The following is a 21792-nucleotide window of genomic DNA, read 5'->3' as shown; positions in this document are numbered from 1 at the left end:
AATGAGTTCTTTTCGGAATTTATTTTTAATCACATTTTTAATCATTTCAAATACACTATTTGTTTCCGCTCAATACAAGGACGCTGGTAACGAATTTTCCTATGCATTAAAATTGTATGATCAAAAATTTTATGATTTAGCTGCCCAGCAATTTATTAAATATTATAACAGTTACCAGGGAAGCCCTAATGCGGCAGAGGCTAAATTTTATGCTGGTCTTTCTTTGTTCAAATTGGAACAGTTTAGCAATGCCCGGGTCGAGTTTCAATCATTAGCACTGGAATATCCAAAACATCAAAAAGCCGGAGAAAGCTGGTTTAAGATTGGTGAGTGTTATGAAAGACTTGAAAAATATGCTGATGCTGCAAAATCATTTGAAACTTTGAAAACACTTTACCCAAACAACCCGATGGCTGCTGAAGCCCTTTACAAAGCAGGGCATAATTATAACACGGTTAAAGATTATCAAAAGGGGAAAAGTGTTTTAGCTGCTATTTTGGACAGATATACGGCAAGTCCTTTTTATTATAAGGCTTTGCTGGAACTCGCACTCATTTATCATCAAATTGATAAACCTCAACAAGCAAGGATGTATCTTGAAAAAATTATTCAAAACAGTTCCAACAAAAACGAACTGGCGCAGGCCTATTATACAAATGGATTAATCAACCTTGAACAAGGTTATTCAAATGTTTCCATTGAAGCGTTTACTAAAGTTACAAAAGACTATTCAAACTCAGAGTTTTATGCTAAATCCGCTTTTTATCTGGGAAAACTCTATCTTCAAAACAATAATTATAACCATGCGATTGAATATTTTGGAAAAGCCGAAGACGAAAATTCTGATCTGAAACTAAAAAACAGTATAACCATTTTAAAAGGCGATGCTTTTTATTTAAGCAAAAAATATGCTCTTGCGGAAAAAGCTTATAAAAATGTATCAGAGTTTGAAAGTGACTCTGCGAAATATGTTTTAAATCTAAAAAAAGCATTAAGCTTAAAGAAACAAGGCTTAACACGGAAAGCCTTAAATGCTTTATCCGAACTTATAAATTCAACACCATCAAATTCTTCAACAGCATTTAAAACAATATATGTTTATTTAGATTGGTCAATTGCCGCGAAAGATTACAATCAGGCAATATCGCTTATTCTGCAAAAATTGAAAACCGAACTGAAAAGTGATGAACAATTTTTATTACTTGATAAATTAGGATACACATATTGGGAAGCCCGTCGCTGGCGAGACCTTGTGCGTGAGCTTGGCCCTTATGTGAACACTCCAAACCTAACCAGCTTTAAGGATGATTTCCTTTTTTACCTGGCAACGGCTTATTATAATTTGGGCGAGTTTGAAGAGAGCGCCCATTATTATGAGGTATTAATAAAACAGTTTAGTGCCAGTAAACATTATCAGAAATCAAGTGAATATCACAAGCATTTAGTTGATTACAAATTGATAGATCAGGGAAAGGCTTTGAGGACCCTCGCAGCGATTGTTGCCAAAGACAGCCCATCAAAAGAAATTCCTCTTGGGAAATTCTATTTCAACGATCTAAAGGATTACCAAAGCGCCAGGCTTCAATTTGAGAAAGCTGTTTCAACTGAACCATCGCAAATAGGTGACGCACATCTGTATCTAGGGAAATCAATTCTAAAACTGGCAGACATGCCCGGTAAAAGTGAAGGGGAACAGCAACAACTACTAAAAAAAGCTTCCCAAAATTTTCAGTTAGCCGTTGAAAACCTTGCTACGTGTTCAGCCCCGGATGAAGCATCATGGCTTATGGTTAGAACCGGAATTGCTGTAGATACCATTTCTATTATTAAACAAAAAAAATATATTGAAACCCTGATTGCAAAGTATAAAAACAGCACTCTTCAAGAAACATGGCTTTACACTTTAGCAAATGACCTTGCCTTTGAACCTAAATATGAAGAGGACTCTCGAAATAACTTTCAAAAACTAATAAAAAATTATAAAAAGTCAGAAAACTATTCCTCTTATATTTATGGATATGCAAAGTTGCTGGTTAATAAAGATCTTGAAAAAGCAATTTCATTATTCAAAACTATTGCCCTGGAACATAGTAATACTCCGGAGGCTGTTCTTTCTTTGTATGAAGTTGCAAGATATTATGAGGAAAATAGAAAATATAAAGAGGCCGTTCAGCTTTACTCTTTATTACTGGATCAATTTTATTATTCCGACCTGGCTGAGAACGCAGACAATAAGGTTGGTGAATTGAATTTAAAATCCGGTTTATATGAAGAAACTATCCTTTCTTTAAAGGAAAAAGTAAACGATCCTTTTATAAACGATATAGTTTTATCACGGGAATACTTAAATGCTGATGCTACAAATAATCTTGTTTATATGGGGATTGCCAGTAGAAGAATAAAAGAAAACCAAAGAGCTCAAGATTATTTTAAACGTTATCAGACGTTATCGCCCAATGGATTATTGAAAAATGTAGTCTCTTTTGAATTGGGAGAGTTGTATTTTCACCAAGGGCGAAAAAACCTTGCTCTTGAAAGTTTTAGAAATATTTCAAAAAAAGACAGTTCATTATATAACCAGGCTCTTCTATATTCAGCAAATATTCTGTTTGATGACCAAAAGTATTCTGAAGCAGCAAAAGCCTACCAACAGCTTGACAAATTATATGAAAACAAATCACAGCAAAAAGATATCCAAGGAAAATTTATAATTAGTAAGATCAAAACCGGCGCTATTTCGGAAAGTGAAAAACTTATAAAGACATACAAAAAGAAATTCTCTAATGAAAAAGAAATGCTTGCTTCATTTACAATCGAGATGGGTGAATTTCAGCGGAAAAACAAGAATTACGATAAAGCTATCAGATATTATAAAACAGTTAAGAGTAAATATGATAATACTTCAAAAGTTGATGATGCAGATTATTTTACTGCGTTGACCTACGTAACTTTGAATAAAAACGAAGAAGCATTTGATATACTAACTAACTTCTATAAAAACTATTCTAAATCAGATAAGCTACCGGCTGTTCTAAATACTTTGGGCACTCTTTATTTTCGGGTTGAGAAATATGATAATGCGATAAGTGCATTTAAGAACGCATTGCAAAAATCAACAGATACATATCTGAGTGGTCAAATAATGGGAAATTTGATTAAAACATATACGCTCACCGGGTTTTGGGATGCAGCACAAGGCTTGGCAAGACAGTATGTTGAAGAGTACCCTGATGCTGAAGATATACTTGATAAAAAGATGATTATTGCCCAGGCATTTACAAACTTAAATCAATTTCAAAATGCAGTAGATTATCTTAAACGTATGAAATTAGAAGCCGATAGTGAAAAAGAACCGGAAATTCAATTCTATATTGGTGAAGCTTTATTGAAAGCAGGCCGGTATGAAGAAGCGATAGCAGAGTTTGTAAAAATTCCACTATTATCTAAAAAAACAAAGTTGCAATGGGAAGCCAGTGCTTTGTATTATTCCGGGCAGGCATACGAAAAATTAGGCCGGGTACCGGATGCTGTTAGAATGTACAGAGAAATTATCAGCCGTCCCGGAATTGACCTGATTTTAAAAAGGGATGCAGAAAAAAGAATTACACAAATTCAAGGTTAAAAATTTAACGGTAAGGCAGGAGAAATCATGTTTCGAAATTTAATTAAGGTGTTTTTTATAGGTTTGACTCTTTTAATCTGGTCATGCTCTGGTTCAAAAAGTACAACTGAACAGACACCTCAATTTGCTGACCAGGAAATGCAGGATCGAGTTGATGATTTACTGGACAAAATTGATGATAATCCAACTAATCCTGAATACCGCAGGCAATTAGCTGACTTATATGTTGAGAATGGACGCGGATTGGATGCACTTCAAACTCTTGAAGGCGGTTTGGCCATAGATCCAAATGATGCAGAGACAAAGTTTCAATATGGTGAAATTGCCGAGCAGGTGGGTGATAACCGTAAAGCTTTTACAGCATATAAGGAAGTTTTACAAAGCTCTTCCGGTAATGATTACCTGGATCGAATTGCACCAAAGTTTGTTGACGCCTTTACTGTCACTAAAGTTATGGCAACCTCAGCAAATGAGGCGTTTGGTAGTTTTTCCAGCGATGGTGATAAAATTATTTATCAGTCAGATCATAATGGTAATTGGGACCTTTTTGAATATACAATTTCTACGCAGGATACAAATCAAATAACAACAACTCCTGCACATGAAGAATCTCCTGTTTATAATCCTAAAACCAATTTTATTGCCTATACTTCCACTGTAGAAGATCATCGTAATGTTGATGTTAATATGCTTGTAAGGGATATCTTTTTATATGATCGTGACAATGAGCGTCATATTAATGTTACTTTAAATAGCTCTGATGATTGGAAACCTAAATTTTCGCACAATGGTGAATTTATTGCTTTTATGTCTGAACGAGACGACTTACGCGATGTAGATTTTTCCCAATTAAAGGGCGAAATCTATGTGATGGAAAAAGATGGTCGTTTTCAATTAAGGGTAACAAATAACGATGGTTTTGATGGCGGTGCTTCAATTGCACCTGGAAGTACTGAGGAAAATGGTTCTCTCTTTTTCGATTCTGATCAAAATGGAAAATTTGAAATCTTCAAATCAAACTTCAAAGGTGACGATATAACCCAGGTTACTTTTAATCCAAACTCTAATGATGTTTCCCCGGATGTTTCTGCAAATGGCGATAAAATAGCTTTCTTTTCTGACCGTGATGGAAACTATGAACTTTATATGATGAATAGCGACGGTTCAGCTCAGATGCGTTTAACATCAAATCCTGCAGATGATTTTAATCCTGTTTTTTCTCCGGACGGAACAAAAATTCTTTTCCACTCCAACAGGTCCGGTAATTACGATTTATATTTATTAGATTTGAACCAGCAAGGTTCTGCACCAGCGATGTTCCAGGTTATTGCTAATATCGATCAGGCTTTGCAGGCGTTGTAAAAAATTCAAAATTAAATTTAAGCGGTACTTCTGATTTTAGGAGGCCGCTTTTTTTTATTTAAACAAGTCCTGAAATGAGCCATTTAGAATTTGATACAATAATTAGGTATAGAATATCTAATAAAAAATTCCTATTTTCGTTTCATTAAAAATTAAACCAAATAATTCCTAACTTCCTCAGTGAACTCCCACATTCTCTGTGGTAATAAGAAACTATGAACCTGTCTCAATTAATAGACTTTCTTTCTCGTGACCAAGAGTTTCAATCCAATCTGACTAAATGGACAGAAATCCCTGCAAAAGAAGGGCAATTTTCCAATTTTCCAGAAAGTATGGATGTCCGCCTAAAAAAAGCTCTCAATGAAAAAGGAATAACTGAACTATTTACACATCAGGCTACCGCCTTTGATCTTGTTAATCAGGGTAAAAACATTGTTGCTGTAACTCCTACAGCCTCTGGCAAAACAATGACCTATAATTTGCCAGTTTTAAACCACCTTCTAACGAATCCGGAAGCAAGGGCATTATATCTTTTCCCTACAAAAGCACTTTCCCAGGATCAGTTAAAAGAAGTACAAGATTTAAACGACCGCTTAAAACTTGGGGCCAAAACCTTTACTTTCGATGGTGATACTCCCGCAGATATCAGACGTACTATTCGTGCTGCAGGAAATATTGTTGTTACAAATCCGGATATGCTTCACCAGGGTGTTTTGCCTCATCATACATTGTGGATCAAACTTTTCGAAAACCTTAAGTTTATAGTCCTGGATGAATTGCATACTTATCGTGGTGTGTTTGGCAGCCACATCGCTAATTTAATTGTCCGCCTAAAAAGATTGTGCGATTTCTATGGTAGCAAACCACAGTTTATCTGCTCCAGCGCTACAATCGATAACCCGAAAGAATTGGCAGAAAAAATATTAACCGAAGATGTTACAGTTGTTGATAACAATGGTGCGCCAAGTGGTGAAAAACATTTTCTGTTTTATAATCCTCCTGTTGTAAATTATGAGCTTGGCTTAAGACGATCGGTTGTTTCTGAAGTAAAGAATGTTGTTCGTAAACTATTACCAACCGGTGCCCAAATAATTGTTTTTGCGCGTAGCAGGATGCGTGTTGAATTACTTGTAACATATTTGCATGATCTGGCCCGTGAAATTAAAATGGATAAAAACCTCATCCGGGGTTATCGTGGCGGTTATCTTCCGAATGAGCGGCGCCAAATTGAAAATGGTCTCAAGAATGGCTCTATCCGTGTTGTAGTGAGTACAAATGCCCTGGAGCTGGGTATCGACATTGGTCAGCTGGATGTGGCTATAATGGCCGGTTACCCGGGCTCAATCGCGAGTACCTGGCAGCAATCGGGCAGGGCTGGGCGACGGCAATCCGTAGCTTTAACCATAATGGTTGCTTCCAGTGCACCATTGGATCAGTATATTATTGAGCATCCAGACTACTTTTTTGGCAAGAATCCTGAAACAGCTTATATAGACCGTGAAAATCTGCCTATTCTAATGAGTCACCTCAAGTGTGCTTCTTTCGAGCTCCCTTTTAATGAACAGGAGAATTTTGCACCGGCAATCACAAACCAACTGCTTGATTTTCTTGTAGAAGAACGTGTTTTGCGTAAAGCTGAATCAAAATATTTTTGGATGAGTGAAATATATCCGGCAGATGAAGTAAGCTTGCGCAATACAACTCAGGAAAATGTGGTAATTATCGATACAAGCAACCAGAATAAAGTAATTGGCGAATTAGATTTGTTTGCGAGTCAGGAAATGCTTCACGATGATGCGATTTATATTCATAACAGCATTCAGTATCATGTTGAGAAGCTGGATTGGGAAGAACTGAAAGCATATGTACACCGTGTGGATTCTGATCACTATACTGATGCAATCACAAAAATTGATATTAAAGTTCTGGATGTCCTTGAAGAGGATGAAAACCCGGCATATGCAAAATATTTTGCCGACGTAGCTGTTGCCAGAACCACCACCGGCTATAAAAAGATTAAATTTAGGACCCATGAAAATATTGGTTTTGGCAGGGTTTATTTGCCGGAAATTGAAATGCAGACCAATGCCTTGCTTTTACAATTTTCCGATGCATTTTTTACAGATGGCTATTTTAAGGAATCTGTTATAAGTGAAGGATTAAAAGGGATTGCATATACTTTGCGCAACCTCGTTCCACTTTACGTAATGTGCGATACAGCAGATGTTTCGGTTTTTTCAATGGTGCGTGATCCATTTAGCAAACAACCAACAATTTATATTTACGATCGTTACCAGGGCGGTATTGGACTCAGTAAAAAACTAATCAAAAAAGACAAAGTTTTATTGAAAGCAACACTGGACCACATAAGCAAATGTCCTTGTAAAACTGGCTGCCCATCTTGCACAGGCCCAACTTTGGAGGGAACTCTTGTCGCAAAAGAGAGTGCCTTAAGAATGCTGAATTTGCTGAACTTGGAATAAGCTACATTTGTCATTTCTGCAGGTTTTATGCAGGAATCTTGATTAGATAATCACGTTGTGGTTAGTCAGACAAGATTTTATCAATCTAATACATTTATGGACTTATCAAAAAAACTCACCTACTACAAAAAATCACCTGAAAAAGAAAAGCTAAATCACCCGCCTTCGTTAATAGCTTTAAAAGATCATTATCATGGTGAAATTCTATTTGATGAAGCGCCAATTTTAAAAATTCAAAAGAGACACCCGTATCCAGATTATAAAAATGATAATATTCATATTAACCTGATTTCTAAAAATGAATTCACCGATCCGATCCGGCGTGAGAAATGTGTTTTCTTTGATCTTGAAACAACCGGCCTTGCAGGTGGCACCGGTACTTTTGCTTTTCTAATTGGATTTGCATACTGGCAAAATGAAGAAATAATCACTGATCAGTATTTCCTTCCGGATTTTGGCCGTGAGTACGAAATCTTCAATGTTTTGCAGGACTGGTTGAGTGGATTTGAATATCTGGTTTCCTATAATGGGAAATCTTATGACATGCCTCTGCTTAGTTCCCGTTTTATATTAAACAGGCTGAAGCCGGGTTTTAAAAATAGAAAACATATAGATCTTATACATATGTGCCGTCGTATTTGGAAAGAAAGCCTTCCATCTTGTGATCTAAAATCTATTGAACAACATTTGTTAAATGTGCACAGAACCGGCGATATACCAGGTGCTTTTATTCCCCAGGCTTATTTTAATTTTATAAACACCGGAGCAATTCATGATGTGTTGAGAATGATTGAGCATAACTTGCAGGATATTCTGTCTCTTACACTATTTCTTGATCAGTTGGACTATCTAAACAAGTCACCACAAAAACTCCCATTAGATTCCAAGGCGGTTGCTAATTTGGCAAAAACTGCTTTTCAAGCTGGGGATACCTTATACTTTGAAATGATAGAGAATTCAGAAGAACTTCAATCAAAAATCTCCATTGATTATAAATATTGGAAAAGCTTGCTTCTTAAACGATCGGGGAAACTGGATGATGCAAACAAGATTTGGGAAGAATTATTGACAAAACCGGAGTATTGCTTTTTTTCCTTAGAAGAATCTGCAAAGTACCATGAGCACCGAAAGAAAGATTTGCCTGCTGCATTAAATCTTGTTGAAGAAGCATTTAAAAGATTGGATTTACAGGCGGAACTTGGTTATCAAATATTTGACCCATCATGGAAGACCAGATTTGAAAAAAGAAGAAACAGGCTGAAAAATAAATTGTCTATCTAAACGAATAATAATATTTTTCTTTGCAAAATATTATAAAAATAGTAATTTAGCAGTACATATTTTTATCTTTCGATCCAACAAAAACCACATTTTAAAATATTATAACCAAGCCAGCTTTAGGGAGGTGTTATGAAATATAAAAGTATTGGTGAAATGTTTTTTGCCAAACGTACCGACAGCCCGGATAAAACAGCTTATATGTTTAAGGAAAACGGGGAATGGAAGTCTGTTTCTTTTGAAGATGTTATCGGGCGTGCAGAACAAATAGCGGCCGGTCTTTCAGCTTTAGGTATTGAAAAAGGGGACAAGGTTGCCATAGTTTCTGGAAATCGGTTGGAATGGGCTTTAATCGATTATGCTACGGTTAGTCTTGGGGCAGTGTTAGTAACAATTTATCCTTCCTTATTAAAAGAGCAAGTCCAATATATTTTGAATGATTCAGAGGCAAAAACGGTTTTTGCAGAAGATGATATTCAAATGGATAAAATAAATGCTGTAAAAGATAAACTTTCAAATCTTAAAAATTTTATTACAATCGATGTTAAAAACTCCAAGATTGATGCACCATGGCAAGGGTTAGACAAACATATGGAATCTGGGGCGAGTACTCTGGAAAGTGATCCGAACTGCGTAACAAATGCAGTTGCAGAAGTGTCTCTTGATGATTGGCTTACATTAATTTATACATCAGGGACAACTGGTGAACCTAAAGGTGCAATCCTTACACATGGGAATTTACTTTCAAATATTGAAGGAGGATTACAATGTCTTTCGGTTGGGCCGGATGATACTTTTCTAAGTTTCCTCCCATTAAGCCATGTTTTTGAAAGAATGGCTGGTCACTATTTGGCTTATTACGCTGGTTCTACAATCGCTTATGCCGAGAGCATTGATGCTGTGCCGGTTAATATGGGTGAAATAAAACCAACAATAATGGCTTCTGTACCGCGTTTATATGAAAAGATGTATGCGCGTGTGTTAGAGAATGTTGAACTTGGTTCAGGTGCTAAACAGAAAATATTTCATTGGGCTGTTGGAGTTGGACGGCAATATATTCACAAAATTATGTATAAGCAGTCTGTAGGTGGTTTACTTCAGTTTAAACGCAACCTTGCCTACAAATTAGTTTTCAGTAAATTAGCCGAACGTGTTGGCGGGCGCATCAGGTTTATGATCAGCGGTGGCGCTCCATTATCTGGTGAAATTGCCGAGTTTTTTGGTTCTGCCGGTATTATGATTCTTGAAGGTTATGGTCTGACCGAAACATCGCCATTAATTACTGTAAATACTCTTGATGCTTTTCGCTATGGATTTGTTGGTAAGGCCGGTCCGGGCATAGATATTAAAATTGCAGATGATGGTGAAATTTTAGCCAAAGGTCCAAATATTATGGTTGGATATTACAAAAAGGAAGCAGAAACCAAAGAAGTTATTGACAGCGATGGATGGTTTCATACCGGAGATATTGGACATCTTGAAGATGGCTTTTTAAAGATCACTGACCGCAAGAAAAATATCCTTGTTACGGCAGGTGGTAAAAACATTGCACCGCAACCAATTGAAAGCAATATGGTTACCAGTAAATATATTGAGCAATTTCTGATGCTTGGCGATAAACGAAAATTCTGTAGCGCAGTAGTTGTTTGCTCGGAAGAACCTTTACAAAAATGGGCCGATGCAAAAGGTCTCAAATTTGGAAATTATGAGGAATTGGTTTCTTTACCGGGCGTTGAAGAATTGGTCTCAGCAGAGATTGACAGGCTTTCTGCAGGATTAGCAAGTTATGAAACCATAAAGAAGTTTATTATCGCAAAAGCGCTTTTTTCTATTGAATCCGGTGAGCTTACACCATCAATGAAAGTAAAACGCAAAGAGGTAATCAAAAACTATCAAAAAGAAATTGAAGCAATGTATGAATAATTATCGGGGAGCCTTTGGCTCCCTTTTTTTGTTTTATACGAATCATTTATAATAATTTGAAGGTGAGAAGGGCAGTTGAAAGAGATAACATATAAAGATTCTGGCGTTGATATAAAAAAAGGTGAAAGGGCCGTTTCCGATGTAAAGTCGATGATTAAATCTACTTTTACACCAAATGTCCTTGGCTCAATTGGCGGGTTTGGCGGATTGTTTGAAGTTCCTCAAGGCTATAAAAAACCGGTTCTGGTTTCCAGTACAGATGGGGTTGGCACAAAACTCTCGGTAGCCGTTAAAGCCGGTAAACACGATACAGTCGGCGAGGACCTGGTTAATCACTGCATTAACGATATTGCCGTACTTGGGGCTAAACCACTTTATTTTCTTGATTATTTCGGTACAGCCAATCTGGATGAACAAGTATTTAATAATGTGATTAGCGGATTTGTACGCGGTTGTAAAAATAGCGAAGTAGCCTTGGTAGGCGGGGAAACAGCTGAAATGCCGGGGATTTATCATGACAAGGATTACGACCTGTGTGGGACAATTGTTGGTATTATTGAAAAAGATCAGATTGTAACCGGTGAAAAAATCCAAAAAGGTGATAAACTTATAGGAATTGCTTCGAATGGAATGCATACAAATGGCTACTCCCTGGCTAGAAAAGTATTGTTTCAAAGCTTTGAAGTTAATCAACATATAGATGATCTTGGCTGTACATTAGCTGAGGAACTTTTGCGAGTTCATAAATGCTATCTTGGTATAATCCAAAGTTCATTAAACAAATATAATATTAATGGAATTTCACATATAACGGGTGGTGGGATTATTGGCAATACAAAACGCATTTTACCTGAAGGTCTTAGTCTATCAATTGATTGGGAGTCGTGGGACTCTCAACCTGTTTTTGAGCTGATTCAAAAAACAGGATCCGTTCCAACCGAAGATATGAGAAATACATTTAATCTTGGTATTGGTTTAATCTTAATTGTTCCGGAAAATCAGAGTCTGCAATTGCAAAATGAAATAAAAATGCAAAATGAAAAAGCCTGGATAATAGGTGAAATCGTTTAGCGTCTTCATTTGATTGTAAACTAAACATTTGTATATTTATACATAAAAGTCATCAGCCTGATGGCTTTTTTCACTTCTGCACAAAACCTTGGGGTCCTTTATGTTTGATGCATTACTCGTTGCCATCATCGCCTATCTTTTTGGCTCATTTCCTACAGCAATAATTGCCGGTAAAATACTCAAGAAAATTGATATCAGGGATCACGGAAGCGGAAATGCCGGTGCTACAAATGTTGTACGTGTTTTAGGTTGGCAAGCAGGTCTGGTAGTACTTTTGATAGACATGTTAAAAGGTTTTATACCTGTGTTCTGGATTGCGCCCATGATTATCGGTGGTGCTGACAATGTTGTTTATTATCAAATCCTTGCAGCAATTGCTGCCATAATAGGTCATATCTGGACTATATTTGCCGGATTCAAAGGAGGTAAGGGCGTTGGAACTGCAGCAGGTGTTTTTTTAGGAATTGCACCATTGGCGCTTTCGATTGCACTCACAATATTTGCAATAATCGTGGCGGTTACAAGATATGTTTCCCTTGGATCACTCCTTGCAGCCTTAACCTTTGCAGCTACTTTAGCTATTCAACGCTTTGTCTTTAACCAAAACACTCCGGATATTTTGCTTATCATTGGTGGTATTGTAGTTGCACTTATCTGGTTTGCCCACCGAGAAAACATTAAGAGATTAATAGCCGGTACAGAAAGCAAAATTAGTTTTTCAAGTAATAAATAAGGGGATTCTATGAATATATCTGTAATTGGAACAGGTAGTTGGGGAACAGCCCTGGCTTTGGTTTTATATGAAAACGGCCATGCCGTTAAATGTTGGACACTTGATCAAAAACAAGTCGATAAAATTAAAGATACAGGAGAAAACGGGGATTTTTTACCCGGTGTAAAAATACCTGAATCACTTTTGATCTCAACAAATATGAAAGAAATCGTCAGTGATGCCGAAATAATAGTTAGCGCGGTTCCATCCCAGGTAACACGTAAAGTAGTTGAAAATATTAAATCTGTTCTTCAAGGGCCCGATCCTATTTGGGTAACTGTTTCCAAGGGTATCGAAAATGATACTTATTTGCGAATATCACAAGTTATAGAACAAGCCGGTGGAGTTGATCCCAATAAAATTGTTGCTTTATCTGGCCCAAGCCATGCCGAAGAAGTTGGCAGAAAAATCCCAACAGCTATTGTATCTGCATCCAAAAGTATAGAATCAGCAAAAATAGTTCAGGAAGCATTTATAAATCAATATTTGCGTGTTTATGCAAATGATGATGTAATTGGTGTCGAATTAGGAGGAGCCTTAAAAAATATTATTGCTTTAGCAGCGGGTATTTGTGATGGAGCTGGTTTTGGCGATAATACAAAGGCCGCATTAATAACCCGTGGGCTTGTAGAAATAAACAGGTTGGGTGTGGAGTTAGGTGCAAAAAGTGATACATTTGCCGGATTAAGCGGAATGGGAGATTTGATTGTAACCTGTATGAGTAAGCATTCCCGTAACAGGCATGTTGGGGAACAAATCGGCAAGGGGCGTTCATTAAAAGAAGTATTAGATGAAATGGTAATGGTTGCAGAGGGCGTGAAGACAACACTTTCTGCCTATGAAATTTCGCAAAAAAACAATGTTGTCATGCCAATTACCGAACAAATTTACCACACACTATTTAATAACAAATCCCCACAAAAGGCGATGATTGATTTGATGACTCGCGCATCAAAAATTGAAGATTGGGGTTAACAGAGAAAATTTATCAGTTTTTTGAAATATGATTTCTATTTTTAATAATTTAATAAATAAATAATCTTAGAGGAAAGAATGCCATCAATAATTACCCTTACCAGACACATTATAGAGGAACAAAGAAAGCATCCGCATGCAACAGGAGCTTTCACAGATTTAATGAACGACATTGCCTTTGCCGCAAAACTCATCTCTTACCATACAAATAAAGCAGGTTTGATGGGCGTTTTAGGAGAAGAAGGTACAACAAATATACAAGGTGAGAAAGTAAAAAAATTAGATGTTTTTGCGCATGAAACAATGTTCAGGGCACTGGATCATGGTGGTCATCTATGTGTAATGGGCTCAGAAGAGGAAGAGCACCCCATGGCCATACCCGAAAATTTTCCACTTGGTAAATATGCCATATTATTTGATCCGCTGGATGGATCGAGCAATATTGATGCAAATGTAAGTGTGGGGACTATTTTTTCAATTTATACACGGGTTACTCCCGATGGGCGACCGGGAACTATCGATGACTTATTGCAACCCGGTAACAAACAAATTTGCGCAGGCTATGTTGTGTATGGCTCCAGCACAATGCTTGTTTATACGACAGGGAATGGCGTGCATGGTTTTACTCTCGATCCAAGTTATGGTGAATTTGTTTTGTCTCACCCGGATATGAAAACACCGAAGAAAGGCGATATCTACAGCGTTAACGAATCAAATTTTGACTATTGGGACCAGACAATAAAAAACTACATTCACTATGTAAAGCAAATAGATGAACCAACTGGAAGGCCTTTAAATTCACGCTATATTGGATCTATGGTAAGTGATTTCCACCGTAACCTTTTATATGGCGGCGTTTACCTTTATCCGGCAAACCAACACGCGCCAAATGGAAAACTTCGTTTAACCTATGAAGCAAATCCTATGGCTTTTATAATAGAGCAGGCAGGTGGTAGGGCAAGCGATGGAACCCAGAGAATAATGGATATAGTACCAACCGAACTTCATCAAAGAACCCCGCTGTTTATTGGATCGGAAGTCGATGTCAAAATGATTGAAGATTTTATAAAAGGGAAATCACCAAAAGAATAGTGAATCACTATAAAATAATCGTTTATAATGTTGATAAATATTACGCATAGGTATAATTTACAATGCTCATTTAGTATGATTTAATTCTAATTACAAGGAAATAAATGTCACAAATTATTAAAATAAAAGATGTTGCAAATTACTTAGATCAGGAAGTAACATTTGAAGGCTGGTTGTATAACAAAAGGTCCAGCGGTAAACTGCGTTTTTTACTTGTTCGGGATGGATCAGAAACGATTCAATGTGTTGTATTTAAAGGAGACGTTTCCGAACAGATATTTGAAGATGCAACAAAACTAACCCAGGAAAGTGCATTACGAGTTACAGGCAAGATTGCCAAAGATGATCGTTCCATACTTGGTTTTGAGATGCAGGTTTCAGCTCTTGAAATTGTAAATTTAGCTGAAGAATATCCAATCACTAAAAAAGAGCATGGTACAGACTTTTTAATGGATCATCGCCATCTATGGTTAAGGTCTTCCAGGCAACATGCTATTATTCGTGTCAGGCATGAAATTATTCGCTCTGCCAGGGAGTTTTTTGATGACAGAGGATTTACTCTTGTTGACACTCCAATTTTCACTCCAAATGCCGCTGAAGGAACAACAAACTTATTTGAGACAGACTATTTTGAAGACAAAGCCTATCTTGCACAAAGCGGGCAATTATATGGCGAAGCAGCTGCAATGGCTTTTGGAGATATTTATTGTTTCGGGCCTACTTTCCGTGCTGAAAAATCTAAAACACGAAGGCATTTAACTGAATTTTGGATGATTGAACCTGAAATGGCTTTTTGCGATCTTGCCCAAGATATGCAGGTTGCTGAAGAGTTTATTTCTCATATCGTAAAAAGCGTATTAAAAAATCGCCGCAAAGAATTGGTTCTTCTTGAACGGGATATCGAAAAACTTGAAAAAATTGAAGCGCCTTTCCCAAAAATCTCTTATGATGAAGCTGTAGAAATACTAAAGAAGAACAATATTGATTTTGAATATGGTGGTGATTTTGGCGGAACTGATGAAACTGTAATTTCAGAGCAGTTTGACCGTCCGGTAATTGTACATCGCTATCCGGCAGCAGTTAAAGCTTTTTACATGAAAAGGGATGAAGATAATCCAAAATTAGCTTTAGCAATGGATATGTTGGCGCCTGAAGGTTATGGTGAAATAATTGGTGGCTCTCAACGCGAAGACGACCATCAGGTTTTATTGCAAAGAGTAAAGGAACATAATTTACCCGAAAAAGCATTTGCCTGGTATCTCGACATCCGTAAATATGGTAGTGTTCCTCATTCTGGGTTTGGTTTAGGAATTGAGCGGACCGTTTCCTGGATTTGTGGATTATCACATGTAAGAGAAACCATTCCATTTCCAAGATTAATGAGTCGGTTATATCCATAAATAATGAAAATCTTTGCTTATAAATATATTGTTGAAGGGCGGGTGCAGGGAGTTGGCTTTCGATGGTTTGTGCTAACAGCAGCCCAAAAACTTAATATATTGGGCACTGTAAGAAATACCCGAAACGGTAATGTTGAGATTTTTGCTCAAGGCACTATTAATAATTTGGAGCAATTCAAATCAAACATAAAAAAAGGTCCGGCATTGTCCAGAGTTGATTCAATCAAAGAAGTACCTGAAAATATAAATGATTCATTAAAAATATTTGAAGTAGTGGTTTAAATATGTCCATAGAAAACATAAAATCTTCTATTCGCAATATACCAGATTTCCCCAAAAAAGGTATAAATTTTAAAGATATTACTCCAGTATTACAGGATAGTGATTTACTAAAAGACTCGATTGATATTTTAGCTGAAAAATGTATTTCATGGAAACCTGATTTTTTATGCGGAATCGAATCGCGTGGGTTTATTTTTGGATCGGCGTTAGCATATAAATTGGATATTGGTTTTGTTCCGGTACGTAAACCGGGGAAACTGCCGTATGACACCTATAAAATAAATTATGATCTTGAATACGGATCAAATTCACTTGAAATTCATAAAGATTCTTTTTTTAGTGGAGCAAAAGTTGTTATAGTTGATGATTTACTTGCTACTGGAGGTACTGCCAAGGCTTCGGTTGAATTGGTTAAAATGTGCAAAGCAGAAATTGCCGGAATCTTGTTTCTTGTTGAATTATCATTTTTAGAAGGACGCCGGGGTCTTTCTAGTTATCCAATTGAATCAATAATTAAATATTAACTTCATTTTAGGGAATTATATGAAAAAGCTTTTAATTGCAATAATTGGGATTATGTTGCTAAGTATATCTCAATTGCAAGCAGGCGAAGAATGGTTTAGACAATATGCCCAGGGAGTGAAAGCTTCTAAAGAAGGAAACTATGAATTAGCTGTTACAAAGTTTCAGATGGCTTTGAAAGTTAAGGGAAAGGATACAAAAAAAATCCGTACATATGGAATGCATTTTATAAAGTATTTCCCTAATAGAGAACTTGGAATTGCATATTATCATTTAGGGCAAAAGGATAAAGCTGAAAAATTTTTAAAAAAATCTGCCCGGATGGCGCCTAGTGTAAGGGCGCAGGAGTTTTTGGGGAAAATAAATTCTGGAACTTTACCCCCAGCTCCTGTGACAATTACACCAAAAAAGGAAACAAAGAAGAAGACTAATCCTGAAAAGAAAATGATTGTTGGAAAAAAGACAATCAAACTGGTAGGTGAGAGAATGAGCGTGGCCATTTTACCATTTCAAAACAAAGGTGCTAGTAAAGATCTTGGTGAAATTATTCTTGATAAAATGATTACTGCGCTTTTTAACCAGGAACGATTTAAAGTAATTGAAAGAAGCCAACTTGATAAAATAATTGAAGAGCAACAGTTGGGAATGAGTGGTATTTTAGATGCTTCCACCGCTGCTGAGTTAGGTAAAGGTTTGGGCGTAGATGCCATAATCATTGGCTCGGTTGCTGCTACCAAGTCAGGCTCTATAAGTATTGATGCCCGCGCAATCGACACTGAATCTGCGACTATAATAATCGCACACGATGCTTATTCCGGTAGTGCTGACGCTTTGAGTGTTAAGAATACTGTTGAAAATCTGGCCAATAAGTTTACACAAAGCCTTCCGCTTGTAGAAGGCACAGTTATACAGGTTAATCCGGATGGGAAAATTTTGTTAGATGGCGGACGTATGGCTGGATTAAAGAAGGGTTTGAAGTGTATAATTTATAAAGAAGGCCGGGAACTAAGACACCCAATTACCGGAGAAGTTTTAGGTAAAGACACTATCATCATTGGTGAAGTTTTAGTAACGGAGTCATTGGAAAAATTTTCTACTGCAAAAATAATTAAAAAGTCTGAAGGACAGATTGTCGCATTAGGCGATAAATTTTTAACAAAATAGGGAGGCTGCAGAATGAAATTAATTTTTACACTACTTTTTCTTTTATTTAGTTTACCGGCTTTTGGCCAAAACTTTGCTGAGTTTGGATTAAACGGAAATGGCGCCCGTGCAGCCGGTTTAGGTTATGCATTTACTGGGGTTGCAGATGACGCTTCTGCCATATCCTGGAACCCAGCGGGTTTATCTCAATTATACCAAATTGAAGCTAGCGTAGTTGGACGCCTTGGAACAGGTAGTGGGACAATAGAAGGCTTTTCCAACTCTGTTAGAGGAATTGAGTCCTGGGATATTGATGTTAAATCAAAATTTCAGCTTAATTTTCTTAGTTTTGTTGTGCCATTTAATGTTGGTGAATTTAACATTGTTGGTGGAATAGCATTACGCAGAATGTATGACTTTAGTGGTGAAATCACTCAAACTATAAAAGGGGATGGAATCTCGGCATCATTTTTTGATAATATTATTAAAGACAATGTTGATGGCGGGATAAATTCAATAGCTCCGGCAATAGGTGTTCAATTAAATGAAATGATCTCAGTTGGGGCAACCATTAATATCCTTACCGGAGTAGAGGAGGGTAGCGGCAGTGAAGAATTAGACGAGTTCATTCTTTCTGAATATGATTATGAAATTGAGTATTCAGGGGTTGCAATGGATATGGGATTACTTTTTAAGCCAACAGAAAATCTATCCATAGGTGCTAATTTTAATTTGCCACATACCAGGTCATTTAAATATACAAAATTTGATGGAATGTCTTTTGATGGGGAGAAAGTTGATTTTGAAGCACCACTGTTTTTCAGGGTGGGTGCCGCATTCCGTGCCACCGACAATCTACTTTTTGCCATTGATTATAATAACCGTCCTGTTTCAGAAATTATCTTTGCACCAACTGACGAGAAAATTGGTGGCAAAGATATTAACTCTATCCATTTTGGAGGAGAATATTTAATAACAAGTGGTAATTCTGTAATTCCTGTTAGGCTCGGATTTTATAACAATCCTTCCGGTGCCGTGGATGATGCTGGTGATCAGATTGTTACAAATGTTCTAACCGCCGGTGTAGGCCTGATTTTGGGTAATGTTATTTTGGATGGCAGTTTTGAATTTGGAGGAACAGAAGCTGTAATTGATGATGATGATAATATTACTTTTAAAGGAAATGAATTTCTAATGTCGCTTGGGGCTGTTATTCATTTTGGAAACGATGATTAAAATCTAAAATATTACACATATAAATTTGATATAATTTTAAAGCCGAAGTAAATTTCGGCTTTTCTTTTGCCCCATTAGCTCAGGCGGATAGAGCGCGGGATTCCTAATCCCGGTGCCCAGGTTCGAGTCCTGGATGGGGCACTAAATAACTTTAAAAATATAAGTAAAATACATTGGAAGTACCATAGAAAGGAAAGTGCGAAATGCTTAAACCACAGAAAAAGAAAATCAACAAAAAAGATTTAAAAAAAGATCCATTATTGGATGGTTTGTTAAAAGGACAAACGCTATATGAAGAGAATAAAAACAGCATCCTTTATACGGTTGTTGGGGTTCTTGCAGTTGCCCTTATTTTTATATGGGTTAGCTCGATGATGGAAAACAGGGAAATGGAAGCCTCATCACTGCTTGGTAAGGCACAGATTGAGTTTGATCAGTTTAATTTCAGCAAATCACGGGACTTTTTAAATGTTTTAAAAGAAGGTTATTCTGGAACAGACGCCGCTGAACAGGGTATATTTTTGCTTGCAAACCTTAATTTTAATGAGCAGCATTTTGAAGAAGCTAAAATGCAGTTTAAAGAATTTGCAGGATCATATTCAGGAAATCAATTGTTGGTTTCTTCAGCATACGCAGGAATTGCCGCTTGTCTTGAAACTGAAAAGGATTATACCGGCGCAGCTGAAAATTATGAAAAAGCATCAAGTAAAGCAGGGAAATTAGTGCAGGCCTCAGAATACATTTACCTGGCAGGGTTTAATTATGAAAAAGCGGGTAATGGACAAATGGCGCAAACAATGTTCCAAAAAGTTATCGACGAATTTCCCGATTCTCAAAGAAAATATGATGCACAAACTAAATTAATTCTTATAGCCTCAAAATAATGGATATAAATACTCGGGCATCACAATATTTAATAGATGTTTATAAACGTATTCCTCTAAATATTACACACGGGGATGGAGTTTGGCTTTATAATGATGATGGGAGTGCATATCTCGATTTTTTAGCTGGAATTGCAGTAAATGCACTTGGTTATAACCATCCTCTGATTAAAGAAACCATCATTAAGCAGGTTGAGAAGAATTTACATTTAAGCAATTTATTTGTTCAGGAAATTCATATTAGCCTGGCAAAAAAGCTGATTGAACTGACACCTTTTAGTAAAGTTTTTTTTACAAATAGTGGTACCGAAGCAATAGAAGGTTTGCTAAAGCTGGTAAAGAAATGGGGCAATGAGCGAAACAAATCAAAAATCATTAGCTTTCAAGGTAGCTTTCATGGCCGATCTATTGGAGCTGTCTCAATTACAGGACAAGAGAAGTACAGGAAAGGTTTTCAACCACTTTTACCAAATATTGAAATTGTGCCCTATAATGATGTAAATGCTTTTGAAATGGTGCTTGATGATGATGTAGCCGGCGTCTTTTTTGAAGGAATTTCCGGAGAAGGCGGTATTAGAGAAATTTCACCAGAAATGATTGAGGCCATAAAATCCGGTAAAGAAAAATATGACTTTCTTGTCGTTGCTGATGAGATCCAAACTGGAGTAGGACGTACCGGAGCATTTTATAATTTTGAGCATTATGATTTTATTCCGGATGCAATTGCCACAGCAAAGGGCCTTGGCGGTGGATTGCCACTAGGTGCTTTTCTGGTTTCTGAAAAGATAAAAGATCTGTTTAAAATTGGAGAACATGGTACCACATATGGTGGCAATCCACTTGCATGTGCAACCGGCCTGGCAACAGTTAATTATGTAAGTACCGATACTTTTTTGAAAAGTATCATAGAAAAAGGAACATATTTTAAAGCAAAATTAGAAAGCTTGGCCAAAAAATACCCGAGTATTATAAAAGAAGTTAGAGGACGCGGGCTTATCCTCGGCGTTGAAGTGCATCATTCTGCAATTGAGATAAAAGATTTAGCATTAAAGGAAAAACTTATTTTTAATGTTGCTGGGGGCGGAACTGTATTAAGGTTTGTACCTCCTCTAATTATTGAAAATAAACACATTGATACAGCCGTTTCAATTTTAGATTCAATTTTAAAAAACTTAACTAATCAATAATAACATTGGGATTTATCATTGCTATATGATTATCTCTTCCTCAGTTCAAATTTATTTTTATTGTTTACTCCGGTAATATTTTATTTTTTAAATGAATATTCCATATCGCTGCAAAAAAACCTTGAAGAAAAGTCCACAGAAGATGATAAGAAATTCCACTCGCAGAACTCGCGTTTTCATATACTTTTTAAATCGGTTTTTATATTAATTGCTATATTCTCCATTGCACAGCTGTCTTCTGTTTTAATAATAAATAATGAACTCACTAAGACTAATAACTTAATTAAGGTTGATTTTTCTTTTTTTACTTTTTCATTTTTACAATCTGCTTTTTTGATTACTAATCTCATTATTTTATTTTTTTCATTTCTATATTTTAGGTTTAAGCCAAATTATAGACACTACTTTATTCAAAAACTTATAAAAGTATTTTCTATAATACTTACTGTAGGGGGACTGACTGGGCTTGTTTTTTATTATCTGCTTACAAAAGATGTTGCATTACCTGAGCTGTTAACATATTCTGCAAATTCGAAATCACTAAGTTTTATTGATTTTAA

The 21792-nt window shown here is 36.5% G+C and carries 16 protein-coding genes and 1 tRNA gene; all 17 read left to right on the top strand.

The window, feature by feature from the left end; all coding sequences use genetic code 11:
- Position 1: 1 nt before the first annotated feature.
- The 17 genes from HND50_02300 (at position 2) to HND50_02220 (ending at position 21232) form a co-directional block, all read left to right on the top strand.
- The gene (locus HND50_02300; protein ID NOG44029.1) at positions 2-3622 is read left to right on the top strand and encodes a tetratricopeptide repeat protein; all 3621 of its coding nucleotides are present in this window, start codon (positions 2-4) and stop codon (positions 3620-3622) included.
- 27 nt (positions 3623-3649) lie between these two features.
- Positions 3650-4984 (top strand): hypothetical protein, encoded by a 1335-nt coding sequence (locus HND50_02295; protein NOG44028.1) that lies wholly within the window; start codon positions 3650-3652, stop codon positions 4982-4984.
- Between the two features lie 215 nt (positions 4985-5199).
- Entirely contained in the window at positions 5200-7467 is a 2268-nt protein-coding gene (locus HND50_02290) for a DEAD/DEAH box helicase (protein ID NOG44027.1), read from the top strand.
- 96 nt (positions 7468-7563) lie between these two features.
- Positions 7564-8748, top strand: coding sequence for a hypothetical protein (locus tag HND50_02285; protein ID NOG44026.1), 1185 nt, complete (start codon positions 7564-7566; stop codon positions 8746-8748).
- A 129-nt stretch (positions 8749-8877) separates the two neighbouring features.
- Positions 8878-10668 carry a long-chain fatty acid--CoA ligase gene (locus HND50_02280; GenBank protein NOG44025.1) on the top strand — a complete coding sequence of 597 codons (1791 nt, stop codon included), beginning with the start codon at positions 8878-8880 and terminating at the stop codon, positions 10666-10668.
- An 84-nt stretch (positions 10669-10752) separates the two neighbouring features.
- Positions 10753-11739, top strand: coding sequence for a phosphoribosylformylglycinamidine cyclo-ligase (locus HND50_02275; GenBank protein ID NOG44024.1), 987 nt, complete (start codon positions 10753-10755; stop codon positions 11737-11739).
- 100 nt (positions 11740-11839) lie between these two features.
- On the top strand, positions 11840-12472 hold the full coding sequence (gene plsY / locus HND50_02270) for a glycerol-3-phosphate 1-O-acyltransferase PlsY (GenBank protein ID NOG44023.1): 633 nt from the start codon (positions 11840-11842) through the stop codon (positions 12470-12472).
- Between the two features lie 9 nt (positions 12473-12481).
- On the top strand, positions 12482-13486 hold the full coding sequence (locus tag HND50_02265) for an NAD(P)H-dependent glycerol-3-phosphate dehydrogenase (GenBank protein NOG44022.1): 1005 nt from the start codon (positions 12482-12484) through the stop codon (positions 13484-13486).
- Between the two features lie 78 nt (positions 13487-13564).
- A complete protein-coding gene (gene fbp, locus HND50_02260; GenBank protein ID NOG44021.1) occupies positions 13565-14578 on the top strand; it encodes a class 1 fructose-bisphosphatase in 1014 nt (337 codons plus the stop codon).
- A gap of 104 nt (positions 14579-14682) precedes the next feature.
- Positions 14683-15978: an asparagine--tRNA ligase gene (gene asnS / locus HND50_02255; protein NOG44020.1), complete on the top strand. Its 1296-nt coding sequence runs from the start codon at positions 14683-14685 to the stop codon at positions 15976-15978.
- 3 nt (positions 15979-15981) lie between these two features.
- Complete coding sequence (locus tag HND50_02250; GenBank protein NOG44019.1) at positions 15982-16260, top strand: acylphosphatase; 279 nt, start codon at positions 15982-15984, stop codon at positions 16258-16260.
- Positions 16261-16262: 2 nt separating this feature from the next.
- Entirely contained in the window at positions 16263-16784 is a 522-nt protein-coding gene (locus HND50_02245) for an adenine phosphoribosyltransferase (protein ID NOG44018.1), read from the top strand.
- A gap of 319 nt (positions 16785-17103) precedes the next feature.
- Positions 17104-17946: a hypothetical protein gene (locus tag HND50_02240; protein ID NOG44017.1), complete on the top strand. Its 843-nt coding sequence runs from the start codon at positions 17104-17106 to the stop codon at positions 17944-17946.
- 12 nt (positions 17947-17958) lie between these two features.
- Positions 17959-19161 carry a hypothetical protein gene (locus HND50_02235; protein ID NOG44016.1) on the top strand — a complete coding sequence of 401 codons (1203 nt, stop codon included), beginning with the start codon at positions 17959-17961 and terminating at the stop codon, positions 19159-19161.
- A gap of 68 nt (positions 19162-19229) precedes the next feature.
- A tRNA-Arg gene (locus HND50_02230) sits at positions 19230-19302 on the top strand.
- A 62-nt stretch (positions 19303-19364) separates the two neighbouring features.
- Positions 19365-20045: a tetratricopeptide repeat protein gene (locus HND50_02225; GenBank protein NOG44015.1), complete on the top strand. Its 681-nt coding sequence runs from the start codon at positions 19365-19367 to the stop codon at positions 20043-20045.
- On the top strand, positions 20045-21232 hold the full coding sequence (locus HND50_02220; protein NOG44014.1) for an acetylornithine/succinylornithine family transaminase: 1188 nt from the start codon (positions 20045-20047) through the stop codon (positions 21230-21232). The genes HND50_02225 and HND50_02220 overlap by 1 nt, the downstream gene beginning before the upstream one ends.
- The last annotated feature ends 560 nt before the right edge of the window (positions 21233-21792 follow it).

It is taken from the genome of Calditrichota bacterium (assembly GCA_013112635.1).
Lineage (GTDB): Bacteria > Calditrichota > Calditrichia > Calditrichales > J004 > JABFGF01.
The sequence above is the reverse complement of the archived record's forward strand: the minus strand, read 5'-3'. Positions and strand labels throughout refer to the sequence as shown.

What these genes read in the sequence shown, in the direction of transcription:
- HND50_02300 (NOG44029.1), top strand. Translation starts at nt 2, where the DNA reads ATGAGTTCTTTTCGGAATTTATTTTTAATCACATTTTTAATCATTTCA.
- HND50_02295 (NOG44028.1), top strand. Translation starts at nt 3,650, where the DNA reads ATGTTTCGAAATTTAATTAAGGTGTTTTTTATAGGTTTGACTCTTTTA.
- HND50_02290 (NOG44027.1), top strand. Translation starts at nt 5,200, where the DNA reads ATGAACCTGTCTCAATTAATAGACTTTCTTTCTCGTGACCAAGAGTTT.
- HND50_02285 (NOG44026.1), top strand. Translation starts at nt 7,564, where the DNA reads ATGGACTTATCAAAAAAACTCACCTACTACAAAAAATCACCTGAAAAA.
- HND50_02280 (NOG44025.1), top strand. Translation starts at nt 8,878, where the DNA reads ATGAAATATAAAAGTATTGGTGAAATGTTTTTTGCCAAACGTACCGAC.
- plsY (NOG44023.1), top strand. Translation starts at nt 11,840, where the DNA reads ATGTTTGATGCATTACTCGTTGCCATCATCGCCTATCTTTTTGGCTCA.
- HND50_02265 (NOG44022.1), top strand. Translation starts at nt 12,482, where the DNA reads ATGAATATATCTGTAATTGGAACAGGTAGTTGGGGAACAGCCCTGGCT.
- fbp (NOG44021.1), top strand. Translation starts at nt 13,565, where the DNA reads ATGCCATCAATAATTACCCTTACCAGACACATTATAGAGGAACAAAGA.
- asnS (NOG44020.1), top strand. Translation starts at nt 14,683, where the DNA reads ATGTCACAAATTATTAAAATAAAAGATGTTGCAAATTACTTAGATCAG.
- HND50_02250 (NOG44019.1), top strand. Translation starts at nt 15,982, where the DNA reads ATGAAAATCTTTGCTTATAAATATATTGTTGAAGGGCGGGTGCAGGGA.
- HND50_02245 (NOG44018.1), top strand. Translation starts at nt 16,263, where the DNA reads ATGTCCATAGAAAACATAAAATCTTCTATTCGCAATATACCAGATTTC.
- HND50_02240 (NOG44017.1), top strand. Translation starts at nt 17,104, where the DNA reads ATGGCGCCTAGTGTAAGGGCGCAGGAGTTTTTGGGGAAAATAAATTCT.
- HND50_02235 (NOG44016.1), top strand. Translation starts at nt 17,959, where the DNA reads ATGAAATTAATTTTTACACTACTTTTTCTTTTATTTAGTTTACCGGCT.
- HND50_02225 (NOG44015.1), top strand. Translation starts at nt 19,365, where the DNA reads ATGCTTAAACCACAGAAAAAGAAAATCAACAAAAAAGATTTAAAAAAA.
- HND50_02220 (NOG44014.1), top strand. Translation starts at nt 20,045, where the DNA reads ATGGATATAAATACTCGGGCATCACAATATTTAATAGATGTTTATAAA.